Below are 24,228 nucleotides of genomic sequence, written 5' to 3'. Positions count from 1 at the left end.
CGAGGGCCGCCGCCCGCACCGGACGGAGGTGTCGTGACACCGCGGTCAGGCGTCGCCCCCCTCGGGGCCCGGGTCGGCCGCCGCGACGTCCAGGAGCTGGTAGCGGTCGATCGCCTGCTTCAGGACGGAACGGTCGACCTTGCCCTCGCGGGACAGCTCGGTGAGAACCGCGACCACGATCGACTCGGCGTCGATGTGGAAGAACCGGCGGGCCGCGCCCCGGGTGTCCGCGAAGCCGAAGCCGTCCGCGCCGAGCGACTGATAGGTGCCGGGCACCCAGCGGGCGATCTGGTCGGGCACGCTCCGCATCCAGTCCGAGACGGCCACGAACGGGCCCTCGGCGCCGGAGAGCTTGCGCGTCACATACGGCACGCGCTGCTCCTCCTCCGGGTGCAGGAAGTTGTGCCGCTCCGTCTCGACGGCCTCGCGGCGCAGCTCGTTCCAGGAGGTCGCCGACCAGACGTCCGCCCTGACGTTCCACTCCGACGCGAGGATCCGCTGGGCCTCCACGGCCCAGGGCACGGCGACGCCGGACGCCATGATCTGGGCCGGGATGTCGCCGTGCGTGCCGGGCTTGAAGCGGTGGATGCCCTGGAGGATGCCCTCGACGTCCACGTCGTCCGGCTCGGCGGGGTGCTGGATCGGCTCGTTGTAGACGGTGAGGTAGTAGAAGACGTCCTCGCCCTGCTTGCCGGTGCCGTCGGCGGCACCGCCGTACATCCGCCGCAGACCGTCCTTGACGATGTGGGCGATCTCGAAGCCGAAGGCGGGGTCGTAGGCGACACAGCCCGGGTTGGTGGACGCGAGCAGCTGGGAGTGGCCGTCGGCGTGCTGGAGGCCCTCACCGGTCAGGGTCGTGCGCCCGGCGGTCGCGCCCAGAACGAAACCGCGCGCGAGCTGGTCGGCCATCTGCCAGAACTGATCGCCGGTGCGCTGGAACCCGAACATCGAGTAGAAGACGTACACCGGGATCAGCGGCTCGCCGTGGGTGGCGTAGGCCGAGCCCGCGGCGATCAGGGACGCCGTGCAGCCCGCCTCGGAGATGCCGTCGTGCAGCATCTGCCCGGTCGGCGACTCCTTGTACGCGAGCAGCAGCTCACGGTCCACGGACTCGTACTGCTGCCCGAGCGGGTTGTAAATCTTCGCACTCGGGAAGAACGAGTCCATGCCGAAGGTGCGGTACTCATCGGGTGCGATCAGCACGAAGCGCTTGCCGATCTCCTTGTCCCGCATGAGGTCCTTGAGCAGTCGCACAAACGCCATGGTGGTGGCGATGGACTGCTGACCGGAACCCTTCTTCACGGACGCGTACGTCTTGTCCTCGGGCAGTGGCAGCGGCTTCGACCGCACGACACGGGTCGGGACATAGCCCCCGAGACCCTGCCTGCGGTCGTGCATGTACTGGATCTCCTCGGAGTCGCGCCCCGGGTGGTAGTACGGCGGCGCGCCGTCCTCCAGCTGCTTGTCCGTGATCGGCAGGTGCAGCCGGTCCCGGAAGCCCTTGAGGTCGGCGACCGTCAGCTTCTTCATCTGGTGCGTGGCGTTGCGGCCCTCGAAGTTGGGCCCCAGCGTCCAGCCCTTGATCGTCTTGGCCAGGATGACCGTCGGCTGGCCCTTGTGCGCCTTGGCCGCCGAGAACGCCGCGAAGATCTTCCGGTGGTCGTGGCCGCCGCGGCCCAGGTGCAGGATCTGGTCGTCGGTCATGTTCTCGACCATCGCGCGCAGCCGCTGGTCGTCACCGAAGAAGTGGTCGCGGATGTAGGCGCCGGTCTCGGTGGCGTACGTCTGGTACTGGCCGTCGGGCGTCGTGTTCATCCGGTTGACCAGGACGCCGTCCCGGTCCTGCGCGAGCAGCGGGTCCCAGCTGCGGTCCCACACCAGCTTGATCACGTTCCAGCCGGCGCCCCGGAACTGCGACTCCAGCTCCTGGATGATCTTGCCGTTGCCGCGGACGGGGCCGTCCAGGCGCTGGAGGTTGCAGTTGACGACGAAGGTGAGGTTGTCCAGGCCCTCACGGGCGGCGATGGACAGCTGGCCGAGCGACTCCGGCTCGTCCATCTCGCCGTCGCCGAGGAACGCCCACACGTGCGACTTGGAGGTGTCGGCGATGCCGCGCGCCTCCATGTACCGGTTCATCCGCGCCTGGAAGATCGCCCCGAGCGGGCCGAGGCCCATGGAGACCGTCGGGAACTCCCAGAAGTCCGGCATGCTGCGCGGGTGCGGGTACGAGGACAGGGCGTACGGCTGCTTGGACTTCTCCTGCCGGAAGCCGTCGAGCTGCCGCTCCGAGAGCCGGTCCAGGAGGAAGGCGCGGGCGTAGATGCCGGGCGACGCGTGGCCCTGGAAGAAGATCTGGTCGCCGCCGTCGCCCTCGTCCTTGCCGCGGAAGAAATGGTTGAACCCCACGTCGTACAGCGACGCCGAGGAGGCGAAGGTGGCGATGTGGCCGCCCACGCCGATGCCCGGACGCTGGGCGCGGGAGACCATCACCGCGGCGTTCCAGCGGGTCGCGTTCAGGACCTTGCGCTCGATCTCCTCGTTGCCGGGGAAGAACGGCTCGTCCTTGGTGGCGATGGTGTTGACGTAGTCCGTGCTGCGCATCTCGGGCACGGCGACGCGCTTCTCGCGGGCGCGCTCGATCAGTCGGAGCATCAGATAGCGGGCCCGCTCGCGGCCGCGCTCGTCGACGGCGGCGTCGAGGGAGTCGAGCCATTCCTGGGTCTCTTCTGGATCGAAATCCGGGACCTGGCTGGGAAGGCCGCCAATGATGATCGGGTTGCGATCGGATCCGGAAGCCACGCTGTTCCTTCGCTGTGTTGTCGCGCGGTGCACGCGATCGGATTCGTGCTCTGCCTGGACTCTGCTCTGAACTCTGTCGGGTGCGTGTGCGGTCCGTACGGTGCCGGTACGTACCGGTCCGTACGGACGTTCACCATCGTCTACCCCACTGATGGATACGTCATCTCTACCCCGGGGTAACAGGGACACCGGCGGCCGTCCCTGGGGTACGCTCGACCAAATCGCAACGATACGCCCATCCCGCCCAGCGGCCCGGCGGAGCCGCCCGGCCCGTGCAGGACACCGCTCCGGAAGCGGCGACAGTTGCGGTGACACGGTTGGGAACGTCACCGTTTCGGCGGTCTCGACGGCCGGGTACTTGCGCGATCCGTCCCGCCCGTGTGGACTACGACCCATGCCCCGCGTACGCGCGAGGCTGCCAGGCATTCCCAAGAACACGATCAGGAGGCAATCCGTGAGCGCGACCGCGGACCACGCGGAGACGAACCTTGCCGTAAGGCTGGGTTTCCAGCCCGACATGGTGGTCCAGGAGATCGGCTACGACGACGACGTCGACCAGGAGCTCCGCGAGGCCATCGAGCAGGCCACCGGCACGGAGCTCGTCGACGAGGAATACGACGACGTGGCTGATGCCGTGGTGCTCTGGTTCCGTGAGGACGACGGGGACCTGACTGATGCGCTGGTGGATGCCATCGCGTACATGGAAGAAGGCGGCTCGATCCTCCTCCTCACACCGAAGACCGGGCGCGACGGCTACGTCGAGCCCAGCGAGATCGGTGAGGCCTCCACCACGGCCGGTCTGTCCCAGACCAAGAGCATCAACGCGGGCAAGGACTGGAACGGCTCGCGGCTGAGCACGCCCAAGGGCGCCGCCAAGAAGCGGTAGCTGGCCGTAGGCCCGCTGCCGCTTTCCCTGAGGCCTCTGACGGTTCTGCCCGTCGGGGGCCTCACGTGCGTGGGGGCTGGCGTTCTGTCGCGCTTGCGCGCTCGTCCTCAAACGCCGGACGGGCTGAGATCCGGCCGCGCCGGTGGGTATCCAGCCCGTCCGGCGATCGAGGACGAGGCGCGGAGCGCCGACAGGACCGGGGCGCCCCGCGAGGCCACCCGCAGCCCCCGTACGCTGGGCACCCCAATGGCCTATGCGAAGGGATGTGGGTCCTCGTGGCGATCGAGGTCGGCGTCAAGGCTCCGGAGTTCGAGCTGAAGGACAACCACGGCCGCACGGTGCGGCTGGCGGACTTCCACGGGCAGAAGAACGTGGTGCTGCTCTTCTACCCGTTCGCGTTCACCGGTGTCTGCACGGGCGAGCTGTGCGCCCTGCGCGACGAACTGCCGAAGTTCGTGAACGACGACACCCAGCTGCTCGCCGTCTCGAACGACTCCATCCACACGCTGCGCGTCTTCGCCGAGCAGGAGGGCCTCGAGTACCCGCTCCTGTCCGACTTCTGGCCGCACGGCGAGACCTCCCGGGCGTACGGCGTCTTCGACGAGGAGAAGGGCTGCGCGGTGCGCGGCACCTTCATCATCGACAAGGACGGCGTCGTCCGCTGGAGCGTCGTCAACGGCCTCCCCGACGCGCGTGACCTCGACGAGTACGTGAAGGCGCTCGGGACCCTGTGACGGCCGGGACGGCCCCTTAGGGGCGACACCCGGTGATTCTTCAGGTGCGGAGCCTGTGGGTGCCGGGAACCGGTCACTAGGATCCACACGTTGATCCGATGGCAAGCACGACTGGGGCTCCCCGCCCCTGGACACTATTTGGGAGGACTCGTGGGAGTCAGCCTCAGCAAGGGCGGCAACGTATCGCTGAGCAAGGAAGCGCCCGGCCTGACCGCCGTCACGGTCGGCCTCGGCTGGGACGTCCGTACGACCACCGGCACGGACTTCGACCTTGACGCCAGCGCCATCCTGACGAACGCGGAGGGCAAGGTCAGCAGTGACGCCAACTTCGTGTTCTTCAACAACCTGAAGAGCCCCGACGGCTCCGTGGAGCACACCGGCGACAACATCACCGGTGAGGGCGAGGGCGACGACGAGCAGATCAAGGTCAACCTCGCGGCGGTCCCCGCGGACATCGAGAAGATCGTCTTCCCGGTCTCGATCTATGACGCCGAGAACCGCCAGCAGTCCTTCGGCCAGGTCCGCAACGCCTTCATCCGCGTGGTGAACCAGGCAGGCGAGGCCGAGCTCGCCCGGTACGACCTCTCCGAGGACGCGTCCACGGAGACGGCCATGGTCTTCGGCGAGCTGTACCGCCACGGCGCGGAGTGGAAGTTCCGCGCCGTCGGCCAGGGGTATGCCTCGGGTCTGCGCGGCATCGCGCAGGACTTCGGCGTCAACGTCTGAGCCGTTCAGCTCCACGACCGCAGCATCCGTGCCGTCCGGCGCCGCACACGTCAAGTGCGGCGCCGGACGCGCTCGGCACCGCACGACCGCCGTGCCCCGGCGCACCGCCGGGGCACGGCGCGGCAAACGCCAGCACCTCGGGGAGGACCAGCATCATGGGCGTGACGCTCGCCAAGGGGGGCAACGTCTCCCTGTCCAAGGCCGCACCCGATCTCACGAAGGTGACGGTCGGCCTCGGCTGGGACGCTCGCTCCACCACCGGAGCCCCGTTCGACCTCGACGCCAGTGCCCTGCTGTGCCAGTCGGGCCGGGTCCTCGGGGACGAGTGGTTCGTGTTCTACAACAACCTGACGAGCCCGGACGGCTCCGTGGAGCACACCGGCGACAACCTCACCGGTGAGGGTGACGGCGACGACGAGTCGCTGATCCTCGACCTCACCAAGGTCCCGGCCCACTGCGACAAGATCGTCTTCCCGGTCTCCATCCATGAGGCGGACAACCGCGGACAGACGTTCGGCCAGGTCAGCAATGCCTTCATCCGCGTGGTGAACCAGGCGGACGGCCAGGAACTCGCCCGCTACGACCTCAGCGAGGACGCGTCCACGGAGACCGCGATGATCTTCGGAGAGGTGTATCGCTACGGCGGCGAATGGAAGTTCCGCGCCGTCGGGCAGGGGTACGCGTCCGGCCTGCGCGGCATCGCTCTAGACTTCGGAGTCAATGTTTCTTAAAGGACTCTCCCCGGCTTCCCCAAACGGCTGACGGTTTTGCCCGACAGCCGACTGGGAAGGCCGGGGGCGTCCCCCGGAGGACGTAGCACCGGGGACGGCGCGGGGGAGACCCGTACACATACGATTGGGTAGCCAGTGGTACTGAAAACCTTCGGCTGGTCGTTCGCAGTCACTGCGCTCGGCCTGGTCGCAGCGGTGCTCTTCGGGGGGTGGGCGGCGCTCGGACTCGTGGCGATCCTGTCCATCATGGAGATCTCGCTGTCCTTCGACAACGCGGTGGTCAACGCCGGAATCCTGAAGAAGATGAATGCCTTCTGGCAGAAGATCTTCCTCACCATCGGCATCCTCATCGCCGTCTTCGGCATGCGCCTGGTCTTCCCGGTCGTGATCGTCGCTGTCAGCGCCAAGATGGGCCCGATCGAAGCGGTCCGGCTCGCGCTCAACGACAAGGACAAGTACCAGCAGCTGGTCACCGACGCGCACCCGTCCATCGCCGCCTTCGGTGGCATGTTCCTGCTGATGATCTTCCTGGACTTCATCTTCGAGGACCGGGACATCAAGTGGCTCGGCTGGCTGGAGCGTCCCCTCGCCAAGCTCGGCAAGGTCGACATGCTCTCGGTGTGCATCGCGCTCATCGTGCTGCTCGTCTCCTCGATGACGTTCGCCAAGCACGCGCATCAGCACGGCGGCACCCATGCCGACAAGGCGGAGACGGTCCTCATCTCAGGACTCGCGGGCCTGGTCACCTATCTCATCGTGGGTGGCCTCTCCGGCTTCTTCGAGGACAAGCTGGAGGAAGAGGAGGAGCGCGAGCACGAGGAGGAGGAGAAGGCCAAGAAGGAGGGCAAGTCCGTCTCGGCCATCGCGCTCTCCGGCAAGGCCGCGTTCTTCATGTTCCTCTACCTGGAGGTCCTGGACGCGTCCTTCTCCTTCGACGGTGTCATCGGCGCCTTCGCCATCACCAACGACATCGTCCTGATGGCGCTCGGCCTCGGCATCGGCGCCATGTACGTCCGGTCCCTCACGGTCTATCTGGTCCGCGAGGGCACCCTCGACGACTACGTCTACCTGGAGCACGGCGCGCACTACGCCATCGGCGCGCTCGCCGCGATCCTGCTCGTCACCATCCAGTACGAGATCAACGAGTTCATCACCGGCTCGATCGGTGTCCTCCTCATCGGCTTCTCCTTCTGGTCGTCCGTGCGCCGCAACAAGCGGCTCGCGGCCGAGGAGGGCGCGGGCTCGGACGAGAAGGCGGAGGTCTCGTCCGGCGTCTAGCCGGCCGTCACCACCGGCCCTGGAGCAGTACGACGGCGGCGTCCCCCACCCCGGGGGTGCCGCCGTCGGCGTCCACGCCCTGGCATACGGTGAGCCGACTTCGCCGTCCGGACGTGTGGCACCGGCTCGGGCGAGGAACGCTTCTGTGCGGGGCGGCAGTTGAGGACCTGACCTCGGGCCGCCCCGCGGCGTACGCACAACTGACACGGGGCTTCACTCTGGGGGTGGCATGTCCTTCTGGGACGGTCTGCGGCCGAGGCGTGCGATGGAATTCGCGTCGGGCAGCGCCGCGACCAACTCCATCGAACTGACCAAGCGCAATCCGGCGGTCTCGCTCACCAAGCAGGGAGCGGCCACCGGCAATCTGCGCGTCACGCTGACGTGGCAGATGCGCACGTCCGACCTCATCGGCAAGAAGCGCGGGGGCGGCAGCCTGCTGCGGCATCCGCTGAAGCTGTTCCAGCCCGAACCGGTGCAGGCGCACACGCAGAGCATGGTCAACGTCGACCTCGACCTGGGCTGCCTGTACGAGCTGACCGACGGCAGCAAGGGCGTGGTGCAGCCCCTCGGGCACTTCTTCGGCAGCCTCAACTCGCCGCCGTACGTCAAGGGCAGCGGCGACGACCGGTTCGGCTCGGGCTCCGGCGAGACGATCTACGTCAATCTCGACCAGCGCGAGTCGATCAAACGGCTCCTGGTGTTCGTCTACATCTACGACCAGACACCGGCCTTCGACCGCACCCACGCGAAGGTGACGCTCTATCCGAGCAACGGCCCCCGGATCGAGATCGACCTGGAGGAGCGCGCCCCGCAGGCCCGCTCCTGCGCCGTCCTGTCGCTGGAGAACGTCAAGGACGAACTGATCGTGCGCCGCGAGGTCCGGTACGTGTACGGCTTTCAGGCCGAGCTGGACCGGCTGTACGGCTGGGGCCTGCAGTGGGGCAGGGGCTACAAGAGCAAGGTGGGCGGCGGCTGAACCGCGGCCCCGCGTGGGCGCCGGACGCGGGCGGGTGTCCGACTCCCGCGTCCGACTCCCGCACGGATCGGTCGGCCAGGCCATTCCGCCCATTCCGGTCATTCTGGCCGGTCCGTTCGGTCTGGCCGGTCCGTTCGGTCCGTTCGGTCCGGCCATTCCAGCCGGTCCGGTCAGCGCGGCAGGAACTGCGGTCCCTGCGGAGGCAGCCGGAAGTTCGGGTCGGGCACGGGCGGCGGTGCCACCGGGTGCGGGTAGCCGTAGGCGGGGACGGGCGGCTGCGTGGGCGCCGGCTGCGGGTAGCCGTAGGACGGCTGCGGTGCCGGATAGCGCGGCGGCTCGGGCGGGTAGCCGTACGCGGGCTGCGGCATCGGCTGCGGCGCGGACGGCGGAGCGGCGGGGTAGGGCGCGGGCGGCTGGGTGTGCGCCGGTGCGGGCGCCGGCGGCTGGGCCGGCGGCAGCGGGGCGGAGCCGCCCGTCGTCCCCAGGTGCTGCGTCTGCGGCAGCGAGGCGTCGGCGGTCGGCTCGGTCACCGACTCCGACTCGTCGACTCTGATCCCGAAGTCCGTGGCGAGGCCCACCAGGCCGTTGGAGTACCCCTCGCCGAGCGCCCGGAACTTCCAGCCCTCGCCGCGGCGGTACAGCTCCCCGCAGATCAGCGCGGTCTCGTCACCGGTCTCGGGAGTGATGTCGAAGTAGGCGAACGGCTCGGCCCCCGCGGGCACGCTCGGCGAGGCGTCGTACAGCAGAATCCGCAACGCGTCGACCTGCTTGAACGGCTTGCCGTCCGCGGAGGCCACGAGCAGGACGCGGCCGACCGCCGGGTCCAGGCCCGCGAGGTCGGCCTGCACGGTGTCCGTCAGGCCCTCGGCGACCCGCTTCTTGCCGAGCCGCCAGACCTTCCCGGAGGGGTGGCGCGGCTGGTTGTAGAAGACGAAGTCCTCGTCGTAGCGCACCCGGCCGTCGGTGCCGAGCAGCAGCGCCGAGGCGTCGACGTCGGGGGAGTCCTGGCGCGGCGCCCAGCGCAGGACCGCGCGGACGGTGGCGGCTTCGAGCGGGACGTTCGACCCCTTCAACATCGCGTGCGTCATGCGGTCATCCTGCCTTCCTTGTGCGGACCCCGACAACGCGGGGGCCGCACCTCCCACCGGTCGGCGGCCCGTGTCCCGGGCGTCCGGGCACGGGCCCCGCACCCGGACGACAACTTTCGGACACGTGCCCGTCTTGTCCCCGTCCTGCCCCTCCACCGGCCTATGACACCTGCCCGTGCCGCTGTGGGGCCGACGTGTGCGACTTGGCCGGGTTACCTGAATTTCATGCCCGGAGGGAACCCCGGACACCCGCTCCTACGTACTATTACCGGCCACATCATTCGGATCGCGACGACGGTACGGGCGATACAGGCGATATCAGGAGAATCTCAGAGGAAACCCATGCGTCATTTCGGGCACATAGCCCCAGAGGTGCGTCAGCGCCTCTTCCACCGGGAGCCGTGTGCCTTCACCGCGGACTCCCCGCCGCAGCTCCTCGCGGCGGCTCTCGGTGCCACGCTCTACAGCCCGGCCACCCGCCCGCGCCTCGCCGACGACATCCTCAAGCAGTCCGGCCGTGGCGTGATCTCGATGGTCGTCTGCCTGGAGGACTCGATCGGCGACGAGGACGTCGTGGCCGCCGAGGAGAACCTCGTCCGGCACTTCATCGAACTCGCCGGGCGCCCCGACGCCGATCCGCCGCTGCTCTTCATCCGGGTCCGGAACCCCGAGCAGATCCCTGACCTGGTGCGCAGGCTCGGCCCCGCGATCCGGCTGCTGTCCGGATTCGTACTGCCGAAGTTCACCGAGGAGCGGGGCGTTCCGTTCCTGGAGTCCCTCGCGGCGGCCGAGGCGGCCAGTGGGCGGCGGCTCTTCGCGATGCCGGTCCTGGAGTCGCCGCAGCTCCTGTATCTGGAGAGCCGCGCGGAGACGCTCGCGGGGATCGCCCGCACCGTCGACAAGTACCGCGACCGGGTGCTCGCGCTGCGGCTCGGCGTCACCGACTTCTGCTCCGCGTACGGGCTGCGCAGGCCGCCGCACATGACGGCCTACGACGTGCAGATCGTGGCGTCCGTCATCGCCGACGTCGTCAACCACCTCGGCCGGGCCGACGGCACCGGCTTCACCGTGACCGGGCCCGTGTGGGAGTACTTCCGCGTCCAGGAGCGGATGTTCAAGCCGCAGCTGCGGCAGAGCCCCTTCCTCCAGGTGCGCGCCGAGGAGCTGCGCCAGGCCCTCATCGAGCACGACCTGGACGGCCTGCTGCGCGAGATCGAGCTGGACCGGGCCAACGGCCTGCTCGGCAAGACCTGCATCCACCCCTCGCACGTCCTGCCCGTGCACGCCCTGTCGGTCGTCAGTCACGAGGAGTTCGGCGACGCCCAGGACATCCTCCGCCCCGAGCAGGACGGGGGCGGTGTGCTGCGCTCCGCGTACACGAACAAGATGAACGAGGTGAAGCCGCACCGCGCCTGGGCGGAGCGGACCCTGCGCCGCGCCGAGGTCTTCGGCGTCGCGCGGGAGGACGTGGGCTTCGTGGAGCTGCTCAGCGCGGGGGTGCCCGCGTGAGCGGCGGGGCGCGGGGCGCCCACGGGGGCGCCCCCGTGGGCGGTGACGGGCACGGCGGCCCTGGTGGCGCCCGCACGCGCGGCGGCGCCCGCGACAGCAGTGCTATCCGGACGGTGAGGAAGACGGACGACGTGGTGTGGTCGGGTACGTGGGTCGCGGAGCGGCTCGGGGTCGAACTGGTCGAACCGGTTGAACCGGTTGAACTGGTTGAACCGGTTGAACCGGTCGAGAACGGCGCAGGGAGCGGCGGCGCGGGGGGTGACGGTGCCGCGAGTCACGGTGCCGGGCGTGACGGTGCCGGGCCTGGCGGCGACCGTGCCGACCGTGCCGGGGACGGTGGTCCTGGGGGCGGTCGGCTCAAGGACTTGCTCGGGCTGGCCCTGCGCCGCAATCCCAAGCGGGCGCACCTGCTCGTGTCCAATGTCCTCGGCAAGCACGTGCCGCAGCACCCGTCGGTGATCTGGCGCTCCGGGTACGACCTCGGGGCCCGCGTACGCGCCCTCCTCGGAGAGCGCGACGCGGCCCGCGCCGTCGTCCTCGGCTACGCGGAGACCGCGACCGGCCTCGGCCACAGCGTCGCCGACGGCCTCGCCCTCGCCCCCTACCTGCACTCCACCCGCCGCCCAGTCGACGGCGTCGAGCGCGCGGGCGGCTTCGAGGAGTCCCACTCGCACGCCACGTCCCATCTGCTGCTCCCCGAGGACCCCCGGCTGCTCGCCGGGGACGGCGCGCTGGTCCTCGTCGACGACGAGTTCTCCACCGGCAACACGGTCCTGAACACCATCCGCGCCCTGCACGCCCGCTTCCCCCGGCGGCGGTACGTGATCGTCGCCCTGGTCGACATGCGCACCCCCGGCGACCGGGACCGCCTAGACGCCTTCGCGCGCGAGCTGGGCGCCCGCGTCGACCTGGTCGCGCTCGCCTCCGGCACGGTGCGGCTGCCCGACGACGTCCTGGAGAAGGGGCAGGCGCTGGTCGCGGAGCACGAGGCGGCGGCAGCGGCAGCGCCCGGCGCGCCGGTGCCCGCGCCGCGCGGCGAGCGGGCGCCCGTCACCCGCGTCGACCTCGGCTGGCCCGCGGGCGTGCCCGACGGCGGACGGCACGGCTTCACGCCCGCGCACCGGCAGCGCCTGGACGCGGCGCTGCCGGGCATGGCCGAGCGGGTCGCCGCCGCGCTGCCGCCGGGCGCGCGCCGCGTCCTCGTCCTCGGCTTCGAGGAGCTGATGTACGCGCCGCTCGCCCTCGGCACCGCCCTGGAGGAGCGCCTCGGTGGCACGGACACCGATGTGCGGTACTCCACGACCACCCGCTCGCCCGTCCTCGCCGTGGACGACCCCGGGTACGCCATCCGCACCCGCCTCGTCTTCCCCGCGCACGACGACCCCGCCGACGGGCCGGGGCCGCGGTTCGCGTACAACGTGGCGGGCGGCGGCTTCGACGCGGTCGTCGCGGTGGTCGACTCCACCGCGGACACGCCCGCGCTGCACGCGCCCGACGGCCTGGCGGCACAGCTCGCCGCGCACACCGGCCACGTACTGCTCGCGGTCGTCCCGTCGTACGTCCCCGCGTGCGCGACGCCTGACGCTCCCGCGTGCGCGACGCCGGATGTCCCGGCGTGCGCGGCGCCGGACGTTCCCGCGCACGCGACGCCGGATGCCCCCGCGTACGTGACGCCTGACATCCCCGCGAACACCTTCGCCGAGACCCCTCCGCACGCCTCTCAAGATCAGGAAGCCTCCTTGCTGCCCGACCCCCTCCGCGGCCCCGCCTTCTCCTCGTACGCGCCCGACGACGTCGGCTGGCTGCTCCAGGACCTCTCGGACGTCACCCTGGAGGCGCCCACCGAGGAGCGCGAGGAGGCCATCCAGAGCGGCGGCGCGCACTACGCCGAGTCGCTGCCGGTGGAGTACCAGCCGAGCCCGCAGTACCAGGAGCTGTTCCGGTCCGCGCTCGACACCTCCGCGGCCCGTATCGCGCAGGCCGTCGGCACGGTCACCGAGACCGTCGTCGCCGAGCGGTCGCCCCGGCCGGTCCTGGTGTCCCTCGCCCGCGCGGGCACCCCCGTCGGCGTCCTGATGCGCCGCTGGGCCAAGGAGCGCCTCGGCCTGGACCTGCCGCACTACGCCGTGTCGATCGTGCGCGGCCGCGGCATCGACGCCAACGCGCTGCGCTGGCTGGCCGCCCACCACGACCCGGCCGACGTGGTATTCGTCGACGGCTGGACCGGCAAGGGCGCCATCACCCGCGAACTGGCCGCCGCGATCGAGGAGTTCGAGGCGGCGGGCGGCGCCGCGGGATTCGACCCCGGGATGGCCGTGCTCGCCGACCCCGGCTCCTGCGTCCGCACCTACGGCACCCGCGAGGACTTCCTCATCCCGTCCGCGTGCCTGAACTCCACGGTGTCCGGCCTGATCTCGCGTACGGTGCTGCGCGCCGACCTCGTCGGGCCCGACGACTTCCACGGCGCGAAGTTCTACCGCGACCTCGCGGACACGGATGTCTCCGGTGTCTTCGTCGACGCCGTCGCCGCCCGCTTCGACGAGGTCGCCGACGCCGTGGCCGCGCAGGTCAAGGAGGTGCTCGCCGCGGACCGCGCCCCGACCTGGGAGGGCTGGGCAGCCGTGGAGCGGATCAGCGAGGAGTACGGCATCCACGACGTGAACCTGGTCAAGCCCGGCGTCGGCGAGACCACGCGCGTGCTCCTGCGCCGCGTCCCGTGGAAGGTCCTGGCCCGCGCGGGCGCGGGCGCCGACCTCGACCACGTACGGCTGCTCGCCGAGCAGCGCGGGGTGCCGGTCGAGGAGGTCGCCGAACTCCCGTACACCTGCATGGGGTTGATCCACCCCCGGTACACGCGGGGCGCCACGGGCGCGGACGGCAGGGCGGTGACGTCCGCGTGAGCGCCACGCCCCCGGGGCCGCGTTCCCGCCGTCCCGGCCCTTCCCGCCGTCCTGGCCCTCCCGGCCCTTCCCGGCGTCCCGGCCCGCCCGGCCCTTTCCGCCTGCTCGTCGCCAGCGATCTGGACCGCACCCTCATCTACTCCGCCGCCGCGCTCGGCCTGACCGTGCCCGACGCGGAGGCGCCGCGGCTGCTGTGCGTCGAGGTGTACGAGGGCAAGCCGCTGTCGTACGTCACCGAGGCCGCCGCCGCGCTCCTGGTGGAGCTGGCGGAGCGCGCCGTCTTCGTACCCACGACGACCCGCACCCGCGAGCAGTACCACCGCGTCCACCTGCCAGGACCGGTACCGCGGTTCGCGATCTGCGCCAACGGCGGGCACCTGCTCGTCGACGGCGAGTCGGACCCGGTGTGGCGCGCGGCCGTCGGGCGGCGCCTGGCCGCCGAGTGCGCCCCTCTCGACGAGGTCCGCGCCCATCTGCTGCGCACCGCCGACCCCGCCTGGCTCCTCAAGGAGCGGGTCGCCGAGGACCTCTTCGCCTACCTGGTCGTGGACCGCTCGCTGCTGCCCGCCGGCTACGTCAAGGAACTGGGGGAGTGGGCCGTCGAGCGCGGCTGGACCGTCTCCCTCCAGGGGCGCAAGATCTACGCGGTGCCGCGGCCCCTGACCAAGAGCGCGGCCATGCGGGAGATCGCGCGGCGCGCGGAGGCCGACGAGGTGTTCGCCGCCGGGGACTCCCTCCTCGACGCGGACCTCCTCACCGCGGCCGACCGCGCCTGGCGGCCGTCCCACGGCGAGCTCGCCGACACGGGGTGGTCGACGCCGGGACTCACGGTGGTACCGGAACGGGGGGTCGCCGCAGGGGAACAGATCCTGCGCGGCTTCCTTACCCCGTAGACCGCTCGTTCCCCCGCCCCTGTGGGCGGCCGTCCCCGCGCCCCTGTGGGCGGCTGGTCCGCCCAGGGGGCGGAACGGGCGGGCACAGGGGCGGACCCCGCGGCGCCGGGCAACCCCGCCCCCTCCCCCCCCCCGGCAACCCACAACCCCCGTGTACGCCCACTCGCCGGTCTCCGGCCACCGAGCCCCCGTACCCTGTCCCCATGCCCAGATACGAGTACCGCTGCCGCCCCTGCGGCACCACCTTCGAGCTGAGCCGCCCCATGGCGGAGTCCGCCGCCCCGGCAACCTGCCCCTCCGGCCACGAGGACACGGTGAAGCTGCTCTCGACCGTGGCGGTCGCGGGCACGGCGGCAACCCCGGCACGCGCCGCCGCCCCGGCGGCCGGTGGCGGCGGAGGCGGCTGCTGCGGCGGAGGCTGCTGCGGCTGACGCGCCGCCACTGGCCGCCGGGGGAGCGGGGTTACCGGAGCACGGCCCCGTCCCCCGCTCCCAGCATCCCCAACTCCGCCCGGGTGGGCGCCCCCTCCCAGTCCCCCCGGGAGGCCACCGCGAACGCCCCGGTGGTGACCGCGCGTTCCAGCCGGCCTGCCACGTCCGCGCCGTCCAGGAGCGCGGAGAGATATCCGGCGACGAACGCGTCCCCGGCGCCCACCGCGTCGACGGCGCGCACCGTCCGCGCGGGCCGGTGGAGTTCGCCCTCACCGGTGTACGCGGTGGCCCCGCGCGCGCCGAGCTTCACGACGACCTCTCGTACACCGAGATTGAGCAGGCCCGCTGCCTGATCCGCGATCTGCGCGCCGGAGCGGTCGCCATTACCGGCCTGGTCGCCGCGACCGGCCTGATCCCCGCGACCGGCGCGACCGGCCGGGCCGCCGCGCTCGCCGCGCTCGCCGCGCTCGCCGAGATCGACGGGAAGGCACAGCGGCAACTCGTCGTCGGACGCGATCAGCACGTCGGTGTACGAGGCCCAGTCGCGCAGCACGGCCGCCGCGTCCTCCCGGCTCCACAGCCGGGAGCGGAAGTTGACGTCGACGCAGACCCGTACGGAGTGCTCCCGGGCCAGCTCGAGGGCACGCGCGCACGCCGCCCGTGCGCCGGCCCCGAGCGCCGGGGTGACCCCGGTCAGATGCAGCACCCGCGGCGGCGGCGCCGCGGCGAAGGCCCGCTCGACGGCGTCCGTGCCGAGCCGCGAACCGGCCGAGCCCGCACGGTAGTAGTGCACCCGCGTCACCTCGGGCAGCCGCGGCTCGAAGAGCAGCAGGCCGGTCGGCGCACCCGGGTCACGGCCCGCGTCCCGTACGTCCACGCCTTCCGCCCGCAGCGTGCGCAGCACCAGCTCACCGGCCTCGTCGTCGCCGACGGCCCCCGCCCAGCGGACGGTGTGACCGAGCCGGGCGAGCCCGATCGCCACGTTCGACTCGGCGCCCGCGACGGACACCGCCATCGTCCCGCCGAGCTTCAGGGGCCCGTCACCGCGCAGCGCGACCATGGTCTCACCGAACGTGAGGACATCGGCGGCGCCTACGGGGACGATGCGCCCGGGAGAGCCCGCCCGCCCGGGAGAGCCCGCCCGCCCGGGGGCGCTCACTCGCACACCGTCACGAACCGCCCCGCCCGCTGCCGCAGCGCACCCAGGTCCCCGCCGTCCGCCGCGTCCCCGACGAGGGGCGAGCCGACGCCCACCGCGACCGCGCCCAGCTCCAGGTACTCCGCCGCGGCGGCCGCGTCCACGCCGCCGACGGGGACGAAAGGACGGCCCGGGAACGGACCGAGGAGCGCTTTCAGATAGCCGGGGCCGCCCACGGCGGACGCCGGGAACACCTTCAGGGCGGTGGCCCCCGCGGCCTCCGCCGCGATCACGTCGGTCGGGGTGAGCACGCCCGCGAGGACGGGCAGACCGGCGGCGAGGGCGTGCTCGACGCCGGGGCCGAGCCCCGGCGTCACGATCAGGTTCGCGCCCGCGTCGGCGGCGCGTGCCGCGTCGGCCGCCGTGAGGACGGTGCCCGCGCCGAGCCACGCGTCCGTGCCGAGTTCCGCCCGCGCCCGGCGCAGCACACCGAGCGCGTCGGCGCCGCTCAGCGACACCTCGACCAGGGGCACCCCGGATTCGACCAGCGCCATCACCGTACGGAACGACGCCTCCGCGTCCGAGCCGCGCACGATGGCGACGAGCCGCCGCGCCCGCAGGGCTGTCGTGAAGTCGACCATGCCCCCAGGCTCGCACAGCGTGCCGAGGGGCCCTCAGCCGACCCGGTCGCCCCCGACGGCCCCGACAGCGCGGTCGGAGTGCTCCGGGTGCCGCGCCCTCCAGTACGGATTGTCGTGCGGCAGCGTCGCGCTGACCCGCCCGTACATCCCGAAGAACATCAGCATCACCCCGACGACAAAGCTGAACAGCACGTTCTGGATTCGGAAGGCCAGGAAGTTGAAGCCGCCGTCGAGGAGGGCGAGATTGACGAAGCCGCTGACGATGAACACGATGCCGAGCACCATGTTGAGCGTCGAGGCGAAGTTCCCGCCGATCACCATGCCGACGAGGAGCAGCAGCCCGGCGCAGACCGAGAGGACGCTCAGCGCCCCGTTGGTGTTCAGTCCGGCGACGGTGTCGCCGCCGGTGTCGAAGAAGCCGACCTTGTCGATCAGCCCGAGGATGCCGAAGGCGAGCAGGACGAGGCCCATGAGACCGGCGCCGAAGCGGTAGAACCGGCTGAGCCGGTGGTCGACGGGCAGATGCTCGTCGAGGGTGACGCGCCGCCTGCGGTTCCTGAACGGGTGCGAGCCGGAGGGCGGGCCGGAGGGAGAACGAGAACCGGACCGGGATCGGGACCGGGAGCGGGAGCGAAGCGTGTGCGTGGCCATGACCGCCTCCTCAGAGCGTGCGGAGGCCCGTACGACGTACCTCTTCACAGGATCCGCCCGCAGCACCCGCCCCGCCAGCCCAGCCGTTCCCGGCCCGCCAGCCCAGCCGTCCCCGGAGCCCGGGGTTCAGGCGCCCTGCCCCCGCTCCTCCCGGATCTGCGCGACGACCCGCGCGACGGTGGTGCGGACGGCCTCCGTCTCGGTCAGGAAGTGCCAGTAGTCGGGGTGGCGGCCGTCCAGGGCGGCGACGGCGCGGTCGAGGCGGGCCACGGAGTCGTCGAGGGGGCGGGCGTGGCGCGGGTCGGGCTTCTGGCGGCCCGCCATGGCCAGGCGCTGGGCGTCGCGGACGGCGAACCGGGTGCGTTCGATCTCCGCCTGCGGGTCCTTGGCGACGGCGTTGAGGCGGTGCAGCCGGTCACCGGCGGCGGACACGGCCTCGTCGGTGGAGTTCAGCAAGGCCCGCACGGTCGACAGGAGCGCCGTGGCGTCCGGCCAGCGCTGGTCGTCGCGGGCGCGCTGGGCCTCCGTCAGCTTGGTCTCGGCCTGCCGCACGCTCTGGGCGGCCTGCTCGGGCACCCGCTGGAGGTCCTGCCAGCAGGCGGCGGTGAAGCGCCGCCGCAACTCGCTGAGGATCGGCTGCACCTGCTCGCTGCGCGTGGTCAGGGCCTGCGCGCGCGTACGCAGGGACACGAGCCGCCGGTCGATGTCGCGGGCGCGCTCCGGCAGCCGCTCGGCCTCGGCCCGGACCGCTTCGGCGTCCCGTACGACGCGGTCCGCGCGGTGCAGGGTGTCGGGGACGCCGTGCTGCCCCGCGCCCTGGTTGAGCTTGGTCAGCTCGGGCGCGAGCGCGGCGAGCCGTCCGGCCAGGTCGTCGGCCTTGAGCCCGGCGGCGCGGACCGCGTCGAGCGCGGTGGTCGCGGCGAGCAGGGTCTGCCGGGCACGCTCCACGGCCGGGGCGAGGCGCGCGAGTTGGGTCTCGGCCTTGTCGAGCAGCGGCGCGAGGTCCTGCGTGAACCGGTCGAGGTCCCGCTTGGTGGTACCGAGGGCGTCCTTGGCCTGCGTCAGTTCGGTACGGGCGCGGGCGGCTGCGGACGCCTCCAGGTCGTCGCGGTCCAGGTCGTGCGCGTCGACGGCGGTGATGTACTGATGGCTCACCTCGTCGATGCGCCGCCCGAACGCCTCGAAGTCGCCGGCCGCCTTGCGCGCGGCGGGCGAGGAGTCGACGGCGGCGATGGTCTCGATGGAGATCCGCAGGTCGCGCTGCGCGCTGTCCAGTTCGTAGAACGCGGCAGCGGCGGCGTCCTTGGCGGCCTGCGCCTCGGCGCGCACGTTCTCACCGCGGCCACCGAACCAGCGCCGGGTGCCGCCGCCGGTGAAGGCGGCGGGGAGGACCGTGGTGAGAAGGGGGAGCAGGTGCAGGGGGAGCAACGCGAGCGCGAGGATCCCGCCTGAGCGGGCGGTACCCGCACGGTCACCCGCTTCGGCCCCCGCGGCCACCGCCGACGACGTCCATCTGTCCCTTGTGCGCGGCCGCGGAGGTGTCGCCGTCACTGTCCCTCTCCCGTGCTGTCGCCCTGCCCGATGTCATTCTCCCACCGGTGAAGGACGAACACACGGGCCGGTCAGTTCGCGCTGCGCACGGTGAGACGTCCGCCCCCGGCCCTGCTGTCCGCTGCCGTCGACGGGCGGGCCGTCATCGGCGGCAGCACCGAGGTCACGTGGAAGATGGACGGTGACCGGCCACCACCGGGTGACCCGTACGTCGGACACGCAGTCCCCGCGCTGCCGGGGCCCGCTTCCGCCTCCGCACACGGTTTGCGGCCCCGGCCCACGGGCAGGGTAGGCTGTCGGAACATTCCGGGCGCGTAGCTCAGGGGTAGAGCGCTGCCCTTACAAGGCAGATGTCGGCGGTTCGAAACCGTCCGCGCCCACAGTGAGGCCGTGCAGTTGAGCGGCATGATCGGCCCCCCATCCAAGATCGGATGGGGGGCCGATCTCATGCGCGAGGCCACATCGAGGCCACATCCCCAGACGATCATGCTCACAGTTCTCACTCATACGGAGGACTGGACTGCCTGCACGGCGCACGTAGAGTGGCGAGCACGAGAGGGGCAGGCCGTCTCCCCAAGCGTGCCTGAGACACGCCTCTCGTAGACCTGCACGGCGCCCGGCGGGGAGGCCGGCCCGAGCAGGCGGAGGCCCCCATCGCACAAATCGATGGGGGCCTTCTGACGTTCAACGTAGACCGCCCCGGGAGCGAACGCCCCCGGGGCGGCGGCGCCTTGACCGAGTCTTAGCGCCTGACGGCCGAAAGGCGGAGACACGTACGCCCGCCGACCGCTCCTGTGCCGCTCAGCCCGGCAAGGAGCGGCAGCTTTCGGGTTCCCTCATTGAAGATCGACAAATTTACCTGGCCAGGTAAAGACATGCGGCCTTGATCGTCAGAACGTGAGCGGGTGCCGCTCGATCCTCTCCCCGACTGGGTGCCGACCCGCCGCCGGGAGATCGGGGGGCGTATCCGCGCAGCCCGCCGCAGCGCCCATCTCTCGCAAGTCGCCCTCGGCGAGCGCATCGGCCGCGACCACAAGACGGTCCACCGCTACGAGGCGGCGACGAGCGTGCCCACGCTCATCGACCTGCTGCTGATCGCCGATGCCCTCGACGTGCCGCTCGCTGATCTCGTCCGCTGACGGCCTACTCCTCCACCGGACAGTGCCCCGCATGCAGCACCACCCGGGCCCCGCCCGCGGACGGCGAGTCCTTCGCCGTGACGATCACCGGCTCGCCCGGCCGGATCGGCTGGTCGCAGTCCCAGCAGACCGGTGCACCTTGGCTCACCAGTCGACTCCGGCGGGCGGGGGCAGGTGGACGGAGTATCCGCGCCGCGGGTACGCGCACGGCCCGGTGTGCAGGATCGACAGCACCGGCCTGCCGTTCCCGTCCCAGACCAGCGGTATGCACCCCTCGCCCGGTCCGATGGCCTCCAGGCACGACGCGCAGAGGGGCGGAGGGCGCCCGGCTTCCTCCCGGGCCCGCATGGCGGCGTGCCGTAGCGCGAGGGACTGCTCGCACGGGGCGGTACGGCAGGGCTCGCACTGTTGATGGTGTTCGATCCAGTCGTAGTACGTCGCCAGGGCCGCGGTCTGCGCGTGGTAGCAGGCGGGGCAGGCGTGGGGCAGCCAGGGGCCGGAGCCGCCCAAGTCGATGCCCTCGCCGGGCAGCAGTGCCGCGGGGCACCACACGCAGACGGTGCCGGCGTTCTGCTCGGGGGTGAGGGAGCACACCCCGGGGGCGACGCAGATGCGGATGGCCATGCTCACGTCCCGCACGGGGCGCCTCCCCGGCGGTTCAGGCGGGCCCGGATGGCGGCGCCCTGGACTCGCTTCCAGGAGAGGCGCAGGCGGGTCCCCTTCGGGCAGTGGTCCATCTGCTGGCAGGGGGTGCAGGCGCCGAGGTGGTCCATGTACGTCGCGTAGACCCGCGTCGCTGCCGCGTTCAGCTCCGCCGTCGTGGCGCTCATGACTCGACCGCCAGCGGTTCGGCGGTTGCCAGCAGCGCGGCGAGGCGCGCGGGCTCGCACAGGTGACCAGGAGAGGAAGGGAGGACGACCCAGTGTGCGTGCAGCGACAGCACCCCGGGGCGAGGGACGCCGAGGTAGGTGTCGTTGCCGAGGCACTCTTCCGCGCCGTCCCACGGGGCGTCCGGTGGGATGAGGACGTAGTACGGGCCCATGCTGCTGCGGAGATCCCGGATGACCGGGCCGTCGAGCCAGGTGAGGAGTGCGGCAGCGACTATCTGCGGGTCGTCGCTGCCCACGGCGGCATGCATGCGCTCGCAGGGGACGCGGACGGCGTCGAAGCTGCGGCCGAGCGGGAGCAGGGCGACGCTGTCCTTGTTCCACGCTCGGTAGACCGCGCCGGGGTTGGGGTCGGTCCGCGCCAGCCACTCTGTGATCAGCTGTCTGTCGCTCATCGGGACACCCTCACGGTCGTGGTGATCTGCCTCACATCAGCGACCGTAGGCACTTTCTCCCGGCCCCAACCGAACTGACAGCTCGGCCGAACCACAAGCTCGCCAGCTACACGAGACCGATCCGGATGGCGAGCTGCTCGGCCTGCCGCGCATGCATCGCCCGAGCCCGACGGATCACCGTCAGCACCAGCTGCCGAGCAAGCGGATTCCTCGCCAGATCCTCTGGAGCAATTCCTTCCAGACCGAGCAGAGAAAGGAGCGCAGAGGCATCGTCTCGCCTCTGGCTGTGGCAGGCCGCCACTTCCAGGCCGAAGGTGAACTCGCGTTCCAACGAGACCAGAGGGCTCGTGTCGATGGCGTCCGCCGTGTTCAGCGCATCACCGGTCTCGCCCGCTTCCATCTCAATGGACAGGGCGTGCAGAGCGACGTTCGTCGGGCCGAAGACCGTCCAGCCGATATTGCTGCCTTCTGGCACCAGACGAGCCGCCGGCGCAGCGTGCTGAACGAGTCGCTCCCTCGCTTCCTTCCAACGCCGTCGGCGGGCCGACCCGAGCACGGCAACCAGTTGCAGCGCCCCCTCCATCGCGTTGCGCTCTACCTCCGGCAGCCGCGCGGAGCCGACTCGCTCGGCCGCCCGTAGCGCAAGCTCCTCTGCTTCAGCAGGCTGGTTGGCAGCCAAGAGCACATGCCCCAAGTTCCACTGCGCCGTAGCGATGCGCAGGGGATCGTCAGCGTCCTCCGCGGCCCGCACGGCGCGGTCAGCCGCGAGAGTCGCCAGGTCGACGCGTCCTGTGCGCCGCAGGTAAGAGCGGAGCAGGCAATACAGATCGGCAGCGGTACGCAAGACAGCGCGTCGCTCAGCTGCATCGGAGCCACCACGCGTCGCGCGGACCGCGTGTTCCACGTCTGCGACCAGCTCGGGCAGCGTCGCCGCCGCTGCGCTGAACCGGTCACCGCTGGTCTGCCAGCTGTGCCACGCGGCCTCCACCCGGTCCCTCAGTACGCCTGCCGTCACGGGGGTGGCGCTGCGCGCGGGCCCGTAGCCGAGGAGCGCGCGCCCCACCGCGGCCTCCGGGCTCTCGGTCGTCTCCTCCGCAGGAGGAGGCCGTTCAGAGAGCAGCGCTGCGGTAGGCACTCCCAGTTCCTGCGCGAGGGCGTACAGGATCGGCAGCGACGGCACCTTAAGACCCCGCTCGATCTGGGACAGGTAGTCCGGCGAGATCCCCACCAGTCCAGCGACCGCGTCCTGCCGACGTTCGCCGCGGTAGTGCCTGATCCGGTCCCCGATGGGGAGGTCCGCTGCAACCATCTGCCCACTCCTTGCTCGCTGCTCCTGAGCGTAGGGTGCCCGCTACAGGGGGACACGGGAATCCACCGAGAGAGGGGACGCCGTGCCGGAGCTGGTGCTGTGGGACATCGACCATACGCTGATGGCGACGCGGGGCCTCGGGCGTGAGCTGTGGGCGCAGGCATTCCACGAGGTGACGGGCATCGAGATGCGAGAGCAGGCATCCGTTACCGGCTCGACAGAGCGGGTCATTCTGAGAGAGACCGCGCGCCTCCACGACATCACGTACAGCGATGAGCTGTTCGAGTCCTTTGCCGCGGCCCTTGGCGCGGTACACGTCCGGCGAGCCGCCGAACTGCGCGAGCGGGGGCACGCCTTGCCGGGCGCCGCCGCCGTCCTTGCCCGTCTCGCGGACAAGGGCGTACGCCAGACCGTAGTGACGGGCAACGTCCGCGCGGCCGCAGAGGTCAAGCTCGCAGTCTTCGGCCTCGACGGCTACCTGCGACTTGAGGATGGAGCGTACGCCGAGGACGGGGAGGAGCGCCCCGAGTTGCTGCGGGCTGCCCTGGCCCGTTCCGCTACCCGGCCTGACAAGGCAGCCTTCCTCGGGGACACGCCCGCGGACGTCGAGGGCGGCCTGGGTGCCGGAGTCCGGGTGGTCGCCGTGGCGACGGGCCGCACCTCGGCGACCGAACTGCGGGGCTCCGGCGCCGACACGGTACTGGAAGGCCTGGCAGACACTGAGAAGGCCTTCGCTGCCATCTCGTGCGCCCGAACCGGTGGCGTGGCGGGGTGACAGTGCTGACCTCTACGCTTGCCTCATGTCCCCCAACTCCCCGCCCCCTGGCCCCGTGCGGCCTGCTGCGGCCGTGAACGAGGACATCCGCGCACTCTGGCACACCCGAGACCCCCGCATCGGACTCACCCACGAACAGCGCGCCAGATACGAGCACCTGCTCGTCGAATGGATCGCAGCCACCCGCGCCGCACAGATCGTCATCGCCGCCTGAACGCCGATCAGTACTGCCGACGCGCCGGATCCAGAGCCGCAGCCTGCGGCGGAGGCTCACCCTCACCCGGATCCGGAGCACCGTCCCTGCGGCACACCAGCGCATCCGGATCCCCGGCCGGCGCCTGGAGGCTGTACCCCTCCGGGCAGGCCTGCCCCTCCCGACCAGGCTCGCCCGCGGGCCCCTGCTCACCGCGCGGCCCCTGCTCGCCCTGCGATCCCGCCGGGCCCGCGGGCCCCGGCTCGCCCTGCGGCCCCGGCGGACCCGCGACGCCGTCCGCGCCGTCCGCCCCGTTCGCGCCCGCTGCCCCCGGCGCGCCGGCCTCCCCGCTCTGGCCCGCCTCCCCGGCCGGACCGTCCTCGCCCCCCCGGCCCGCGGCGCCAGCCTTCCCCGCCGCTCCGCTCCGGCCCGGGCTGCCGGACGGGCCCGGATCTCCAGGCTCGCCTGCGGGACCACGCGGCCCCCGCGGCCCGGTCACGCTGCGGCCCGGTTCCCCTCGGCTCCCCGGCGGCCCGCCGATCGGTTTCTCTCCAAGTCCCTGCACCTGCCTGGCCAGGGCATCCCTGACCTCGTTCGC

The 24,228-nt window shown here is 71.7% G+C and carries 24 protein-coding genes and 1 tRNA gene; 14 read left to right on the top strand and 11 right to left on the bottom strand.

What is annotated here, in order from left to right; all coding sequences use genetic code 11:
- Nucleotides 1-45: 45 nt before the first annotated feature.
- A complete protein-coding gene (gene aceE, locus GPA10_RS05445) occupies nucleotides 46-2,799 on the bottom strand; it encodes a pyruvate dehydrogenase (acetyl-transferring), homodimeric type (protein WP_058845859.1) in 2,754 nt (917 codons plus the stop codon).
- Nucleotides 2,800-3,253: 454 nt separating this feature from the next.
- Here aceE and GPA10_RS05440 point away from each other — a divergent pair, with 454 nt between their 5' ends.
- The 6 genes from GPA10_RS05440 (at nucleotide 3,254) to GPA10_RS05415 (ending at nucleotide 8,130) form a co-directional block, all read left to right on the top strand.
- The gene (locus GPA10_RS05440) at nucleotides 3,254-3,685 is read left to right on the top strand and encodes a DUF3052 domain-containing protein (protein ID WP_058845858.1); all 432 of its coding nucleotides are present in this window, start codon (nucleotides 3,254-3,256) and stop codon (nucleotides 3,683-3,685) included.
- Nucleotides 3,686-3,960: 275 nt separating this feature from the next.
- Entirely contained in the window at nucleotides 3,961-4,419 is a 459-nt protein-coding gene (locus GPA10_RS05435; protein ID WP_343040357.1) for a peroxiredoxin, read from the top strand.
- A gap of 150 nt (nucleotides 4,420-4,569) precedes the next feature.
- Complete coding sequence (locus GPA10_RS05430; RefSeq protein WP_016642563.1) at nucleotides 4,570-5,145, top strand: TerD family protein; 576 nt, start codon at nucleotides 4,570-4,572, stop codon at nucleotides 5,143-5,145.
- A 155-nt stretch (nucleotides 5,146-5,300) separates the two neighbouring features.
- Nucleotides 5,301-5,876 (top strand): TerD family protein, encoded by a 576-nt coding sequence (locus tag GPA10_RS05425; RefSeq protein WP_058845857.1) that lies wholly within the window; start codon nucleotides 5,301-5,303, stop codon nucleotides 5,874-5,876.
- A 135-nt stretch (nucleotides 5,877-6,011) separates the two neighbouring features.
- On the top strand, nucleotides 6,012-7,154 hold the full coding sequence (locus GPA10_RS05420) for a DUF475 domain-containing protein (RefSeq protein ID WP_343040356.1): 1,143 nt from the start codon (nucleotides 6,012-6,014) through the stop codon (nucleotides 7,152-7,154).
- A 229-nt stretch (nucleotides 7,155-7,383) separates the two neighbouring features.
- Nucleotides 7,384-8,130: a TerD family protein gene (locus GPA10_RS05415; RefSeq protein ID WP_058845855.1), complete on the top strand. Its 747-nt coding sequence runs from the start codon at nucleotides 7,384-7,386 to the stop codon at nucleotides 8,128-8,130.
- A 170-nt stretch (nucleotides 8,131-8,300) separates the two neighbouring features.
- Here GPA10_RS05415 and GPA10_RS05410 read toward each other — a convergent pair whose 3' ends face one another.
- On the bottom strand, nucleotides 8,301-9,218 hold the full coding sequence (locus tag GPA10_RS05410; RefSeq protein WP_157164472.1) for a TerD family protein: 918 nt from the start codon (nucleotides 9,216-9,218) through the stop codon (nucleotides 8,301-8,303).
- 342 nt (nucleotides 9,219-9,560) lie between these two features.
- Between GPA10_RS05410 and GPA10_RS05405 the strand changes: the two genes are divergently transcribed.
- From GPA10_RS05405 to GPA10_RS05390, 4 genes are all read left to right on the top strand, one after another.
- The gene (locus GPA10_RS05405) at nucleotides 9,561-10,727 is read left to right on the top strand and encodes an HpcH/HpaI aldolase/citrate lyase family protein (protein WP_058845853.1); all 1,167 of its coding nucleotides are present in this window, start codon (nucleotides 9,561-9,563) and stop codon (nucleotides 10,725-10,727) included.
- Between the two features lie 365 nt (nucleotides 10,728-11,092).
- Nucleotides 11,093-13,627 (top strand): phosphoribosyltransferase, encoded by a 2,535-nt coding sequence (locus GPA10_RS05400; RefSeq protein WP_246258779.1) that lies wholly within the window; start codon nucleotides 11,093-11,095, stop codon nucleotides 13,625-13,627.
- A 101-nt stretch (nucleotides 13,628-13,728) separates the two neighbouring features.
- Nucleotides 13,729-14,520, top strand: a complete 792-nt coding sequence (locus GPA10_RS05395; RefSeq protein ID WP_157164629.1) for an HAD family hydrolase — start codon at nucleotides 13,729-13,731, stop codon at nucleotides 14,518-14,520.
- A 203-nt stretch (nucleotides 14,521-14,723) separates the two neighbouring features.
- Nucleotides 14,724-14,951: an FmdB family zinc ribbon protein gene (locus GPA10_RS05390; protein WP_079085943.1), complete on the top strand. Its 228-nt coding sequence runs from the start codon at nucleotides 14,724-14,726 to the stop codon at nucleotides 14,949-14,951.
- Between the two features lie 31 nt (nucleotides 14,952-14,982).
- On the opposite strand, the gene GPA10_RS05385 is transcribed toward GPA10_RS05390, so the two are convergent.
- From GPA10_RS05385 to GPA10_RS05370, 4 genes are all read right to left on the bottom strand, one after another.
- Nucleotides 14,983-16,011 carry a sugar kinase gene (locus GPA10_RS05385; protein ID WP_157164628.1) on the bottom strand — a complete coding sequence of 343 codons (1,029 nt, stop codon included), beginning with the start codon at nucleotides 16,009-16,011 and terminating at the stop codon, nucleotides 14,983-14,985.
- A gap of 95 nt (nucleotides 16,012-16,106) precedes the next feature.
- Nucleotides 16,107-16,730 carry a bifunctional 4-hydroxy-2-oxoglutarate aldolase/2-dehydro-3-deoxy-phosphogluconate aldolase gene (locus GPA10_RS05380; RefSeq protein ID WP_157164471.1) on the bottom strand — a complete coding sequence of 208 codons (624 nt, stop codon included), beginning with the start codon at nucleotides 16,728-16,730 and terminating at the stop codon, nucleotides 16,107-16,109.
- A 33-nt stretch (nucleotides 16,731-16,763) separates the two neighbouring features.
- Nucleotides 16,764-17,381, bottom strand: a complete 618-nt coding sequence (locus GPA10_RS05375; protein ID WP_157164470.1) for a DUF4383 domain-containing protein — start codon at nucleotides 17,379-17,381, stop codon at nucleotides 16,764-16,766.
- 126 nt (nucleotides 17,382-17,507) lie between these two features.
- The gene (locus GPA10_RS05370) at nucleotides 17,508-18,878 is read right to left on the bottom strand and encodes a hypothetical protein (RefSeq protein WP_425505669.1); all 1,371 of its coding nucleotides are present in this window, start codon (nucleotides 18,876-18,878) and stop codon (nucleotides 17,508-17,510) included.
- A gap of 362 nt (nucleotides 18,879-19,240) precedes the next feature.
- Between GPA10_RS05370 and GPA10_RS05365 the strand changes: the two genes are divergently transcribed.
- Together GPA10_RS05365 and GPA10_RS42210 are read left to right on the top strand one after the other, a co-directional pair.
- A tRNA-Val gene (locus GPA10_RS05365) sits at nucleotides 19,241-19,312 on the top strand.
- Nucleotides 19,313-19,837: 525 nt separating this feature from the next.
- Nucleotides 19,838-20,071 carry a helix-turn-helix transcriptional regulator gene (locus GPA10_RS42210; RefSeq protein WP_343040355.1) on the top strand — a complete coding sequence of 78 codons (234 nt, stop codon included), beginning with the start codon at nucleotides 19,838-19,840 and terminating at the stop codon, nucleotides 20,069-20,071.
- 4 nt (nucleotides 20,072-20,075) lie between these two features.
- Here GPA10_RS42210 and GPA10_RS05355 read toward each other — a convergent pair whose 3' ends face one another.
- The 5 genes from GPA10_RS05355 to GPA10_RS05335 all read right to left on the bottom strand — a co-directional run bounded on the left by GPA10_RS05355 (nucleotide 20,076) and on the right by GPA10_RS05335 (nucleotide 22,662).
- Nucleotides 20,076-20,219, bottom strand: a complete 144-nt coding sequence (locus GPA10_RS05355) for a hypothetical protein (protein ID WP_157164468.1) — start codon at nucleotides 20,217-20,219, stop codon at nucleotides 20,076-20,078.
- Nucleotides 20,216-20,710, bottom strand: a complete 495-nt coding sequence (locus tag GPA10_RS05350; RefSeq protein ID WP_157164467.1) for a hypothetical protein — start codon at nucleotides 20,708-20,710, stop codon at nucleotides 20,216-20,218. The genes GPA10_RS05355 and GPA10_RS05350 overlap by 4 nt, the downstream gene beginning before the upstream one ends.
- Nucleotides 20,698-20,901 carry a hypothetical protein gene (locus GPA10_RS05345; protein WP_157164466.1) on the bottom strand — a complete coding sequence of 68 codons (204 nt, stop codon included), beginning with the start codon at nucleotides 20,899-20,901 and terminating at the stop codon, nucleotides 20,698-20,700. Before GPA10_RS05345 ends, GPA10_RS05350 begins: the two co-directional genes overlap by 13 nt.
- A complete protein-coding gene (locus GPA10_RS05340; protein ID WP_157164465.1) occupies nucleotides 20,898-21,353 on the bottom strand; it encodes a hypothetical protein in 456 nt (151 codons plus the stop codon). The genes GPA10_RS05345 and GPA10_RS05340 overlap by 4 nt, the downstream gene beginning before the upstream one ends.
- 106 nt (nucleotides 21,354-21,459) lie before the next feature.
- Nucleotides 21,460-22,662, bottom strand: a complete 1,203-nt coding sequence (locus GPA10_RS05335) for a helix-turn-helix domain-containing protein (RefSeq protein WP_157164464.1) — start codon at nucleotides 22,660-22,662, stop codon at nucleotides 21,460-21,462.
- Between the two features lie 82 nt (nucleotides 22,663-22,744).
- On the opposite strand from GPA10_RS05335, the gene GPA10_RS05330 reads away from it, so the two are divergent.
- Nucleotides 22,745-23,437, top strand: a complete 693-nt coding sequence (locus tag GPA10_RS05330; protein ID WP_343040353.1) for an HAD family hydrolase — start codon at nucleotides 22,745-22,747, stop codon at nucleotides 23,435-23,437.
- A gap of 25 nt (nucleotides 23,438-23,462) precedes the next feature.
- Nucleotides 23,463-23,651, top strand: a complete 189-nt coding sequence (locus tag GPA10_RS05325) for a hypothetical protein (protein WP_157164463.1) — start codon at nucleotides 23,463-23,465, stop codon at nucleotides 23,649-23,651.
- The last annotated feature ends 577 nt before the right edge of the window (nucleotides 23,652-24,228 follow it).

This window comes from Streptomyces typhae (assembly GCF_009755605.1).
Taxonomy (GTDB): domain Bacteria; phylum Actinomycetota; class Actinomycetes; order Streptomycetales; family Streptomycetaceae; genus Streptomyces; species Streptomyces typhae.
The sequence above is the reverse complement of the archived record's forward strand: the minus strand, read 5'-3'. Positions and strand labels throughout refer to the sequence as shown.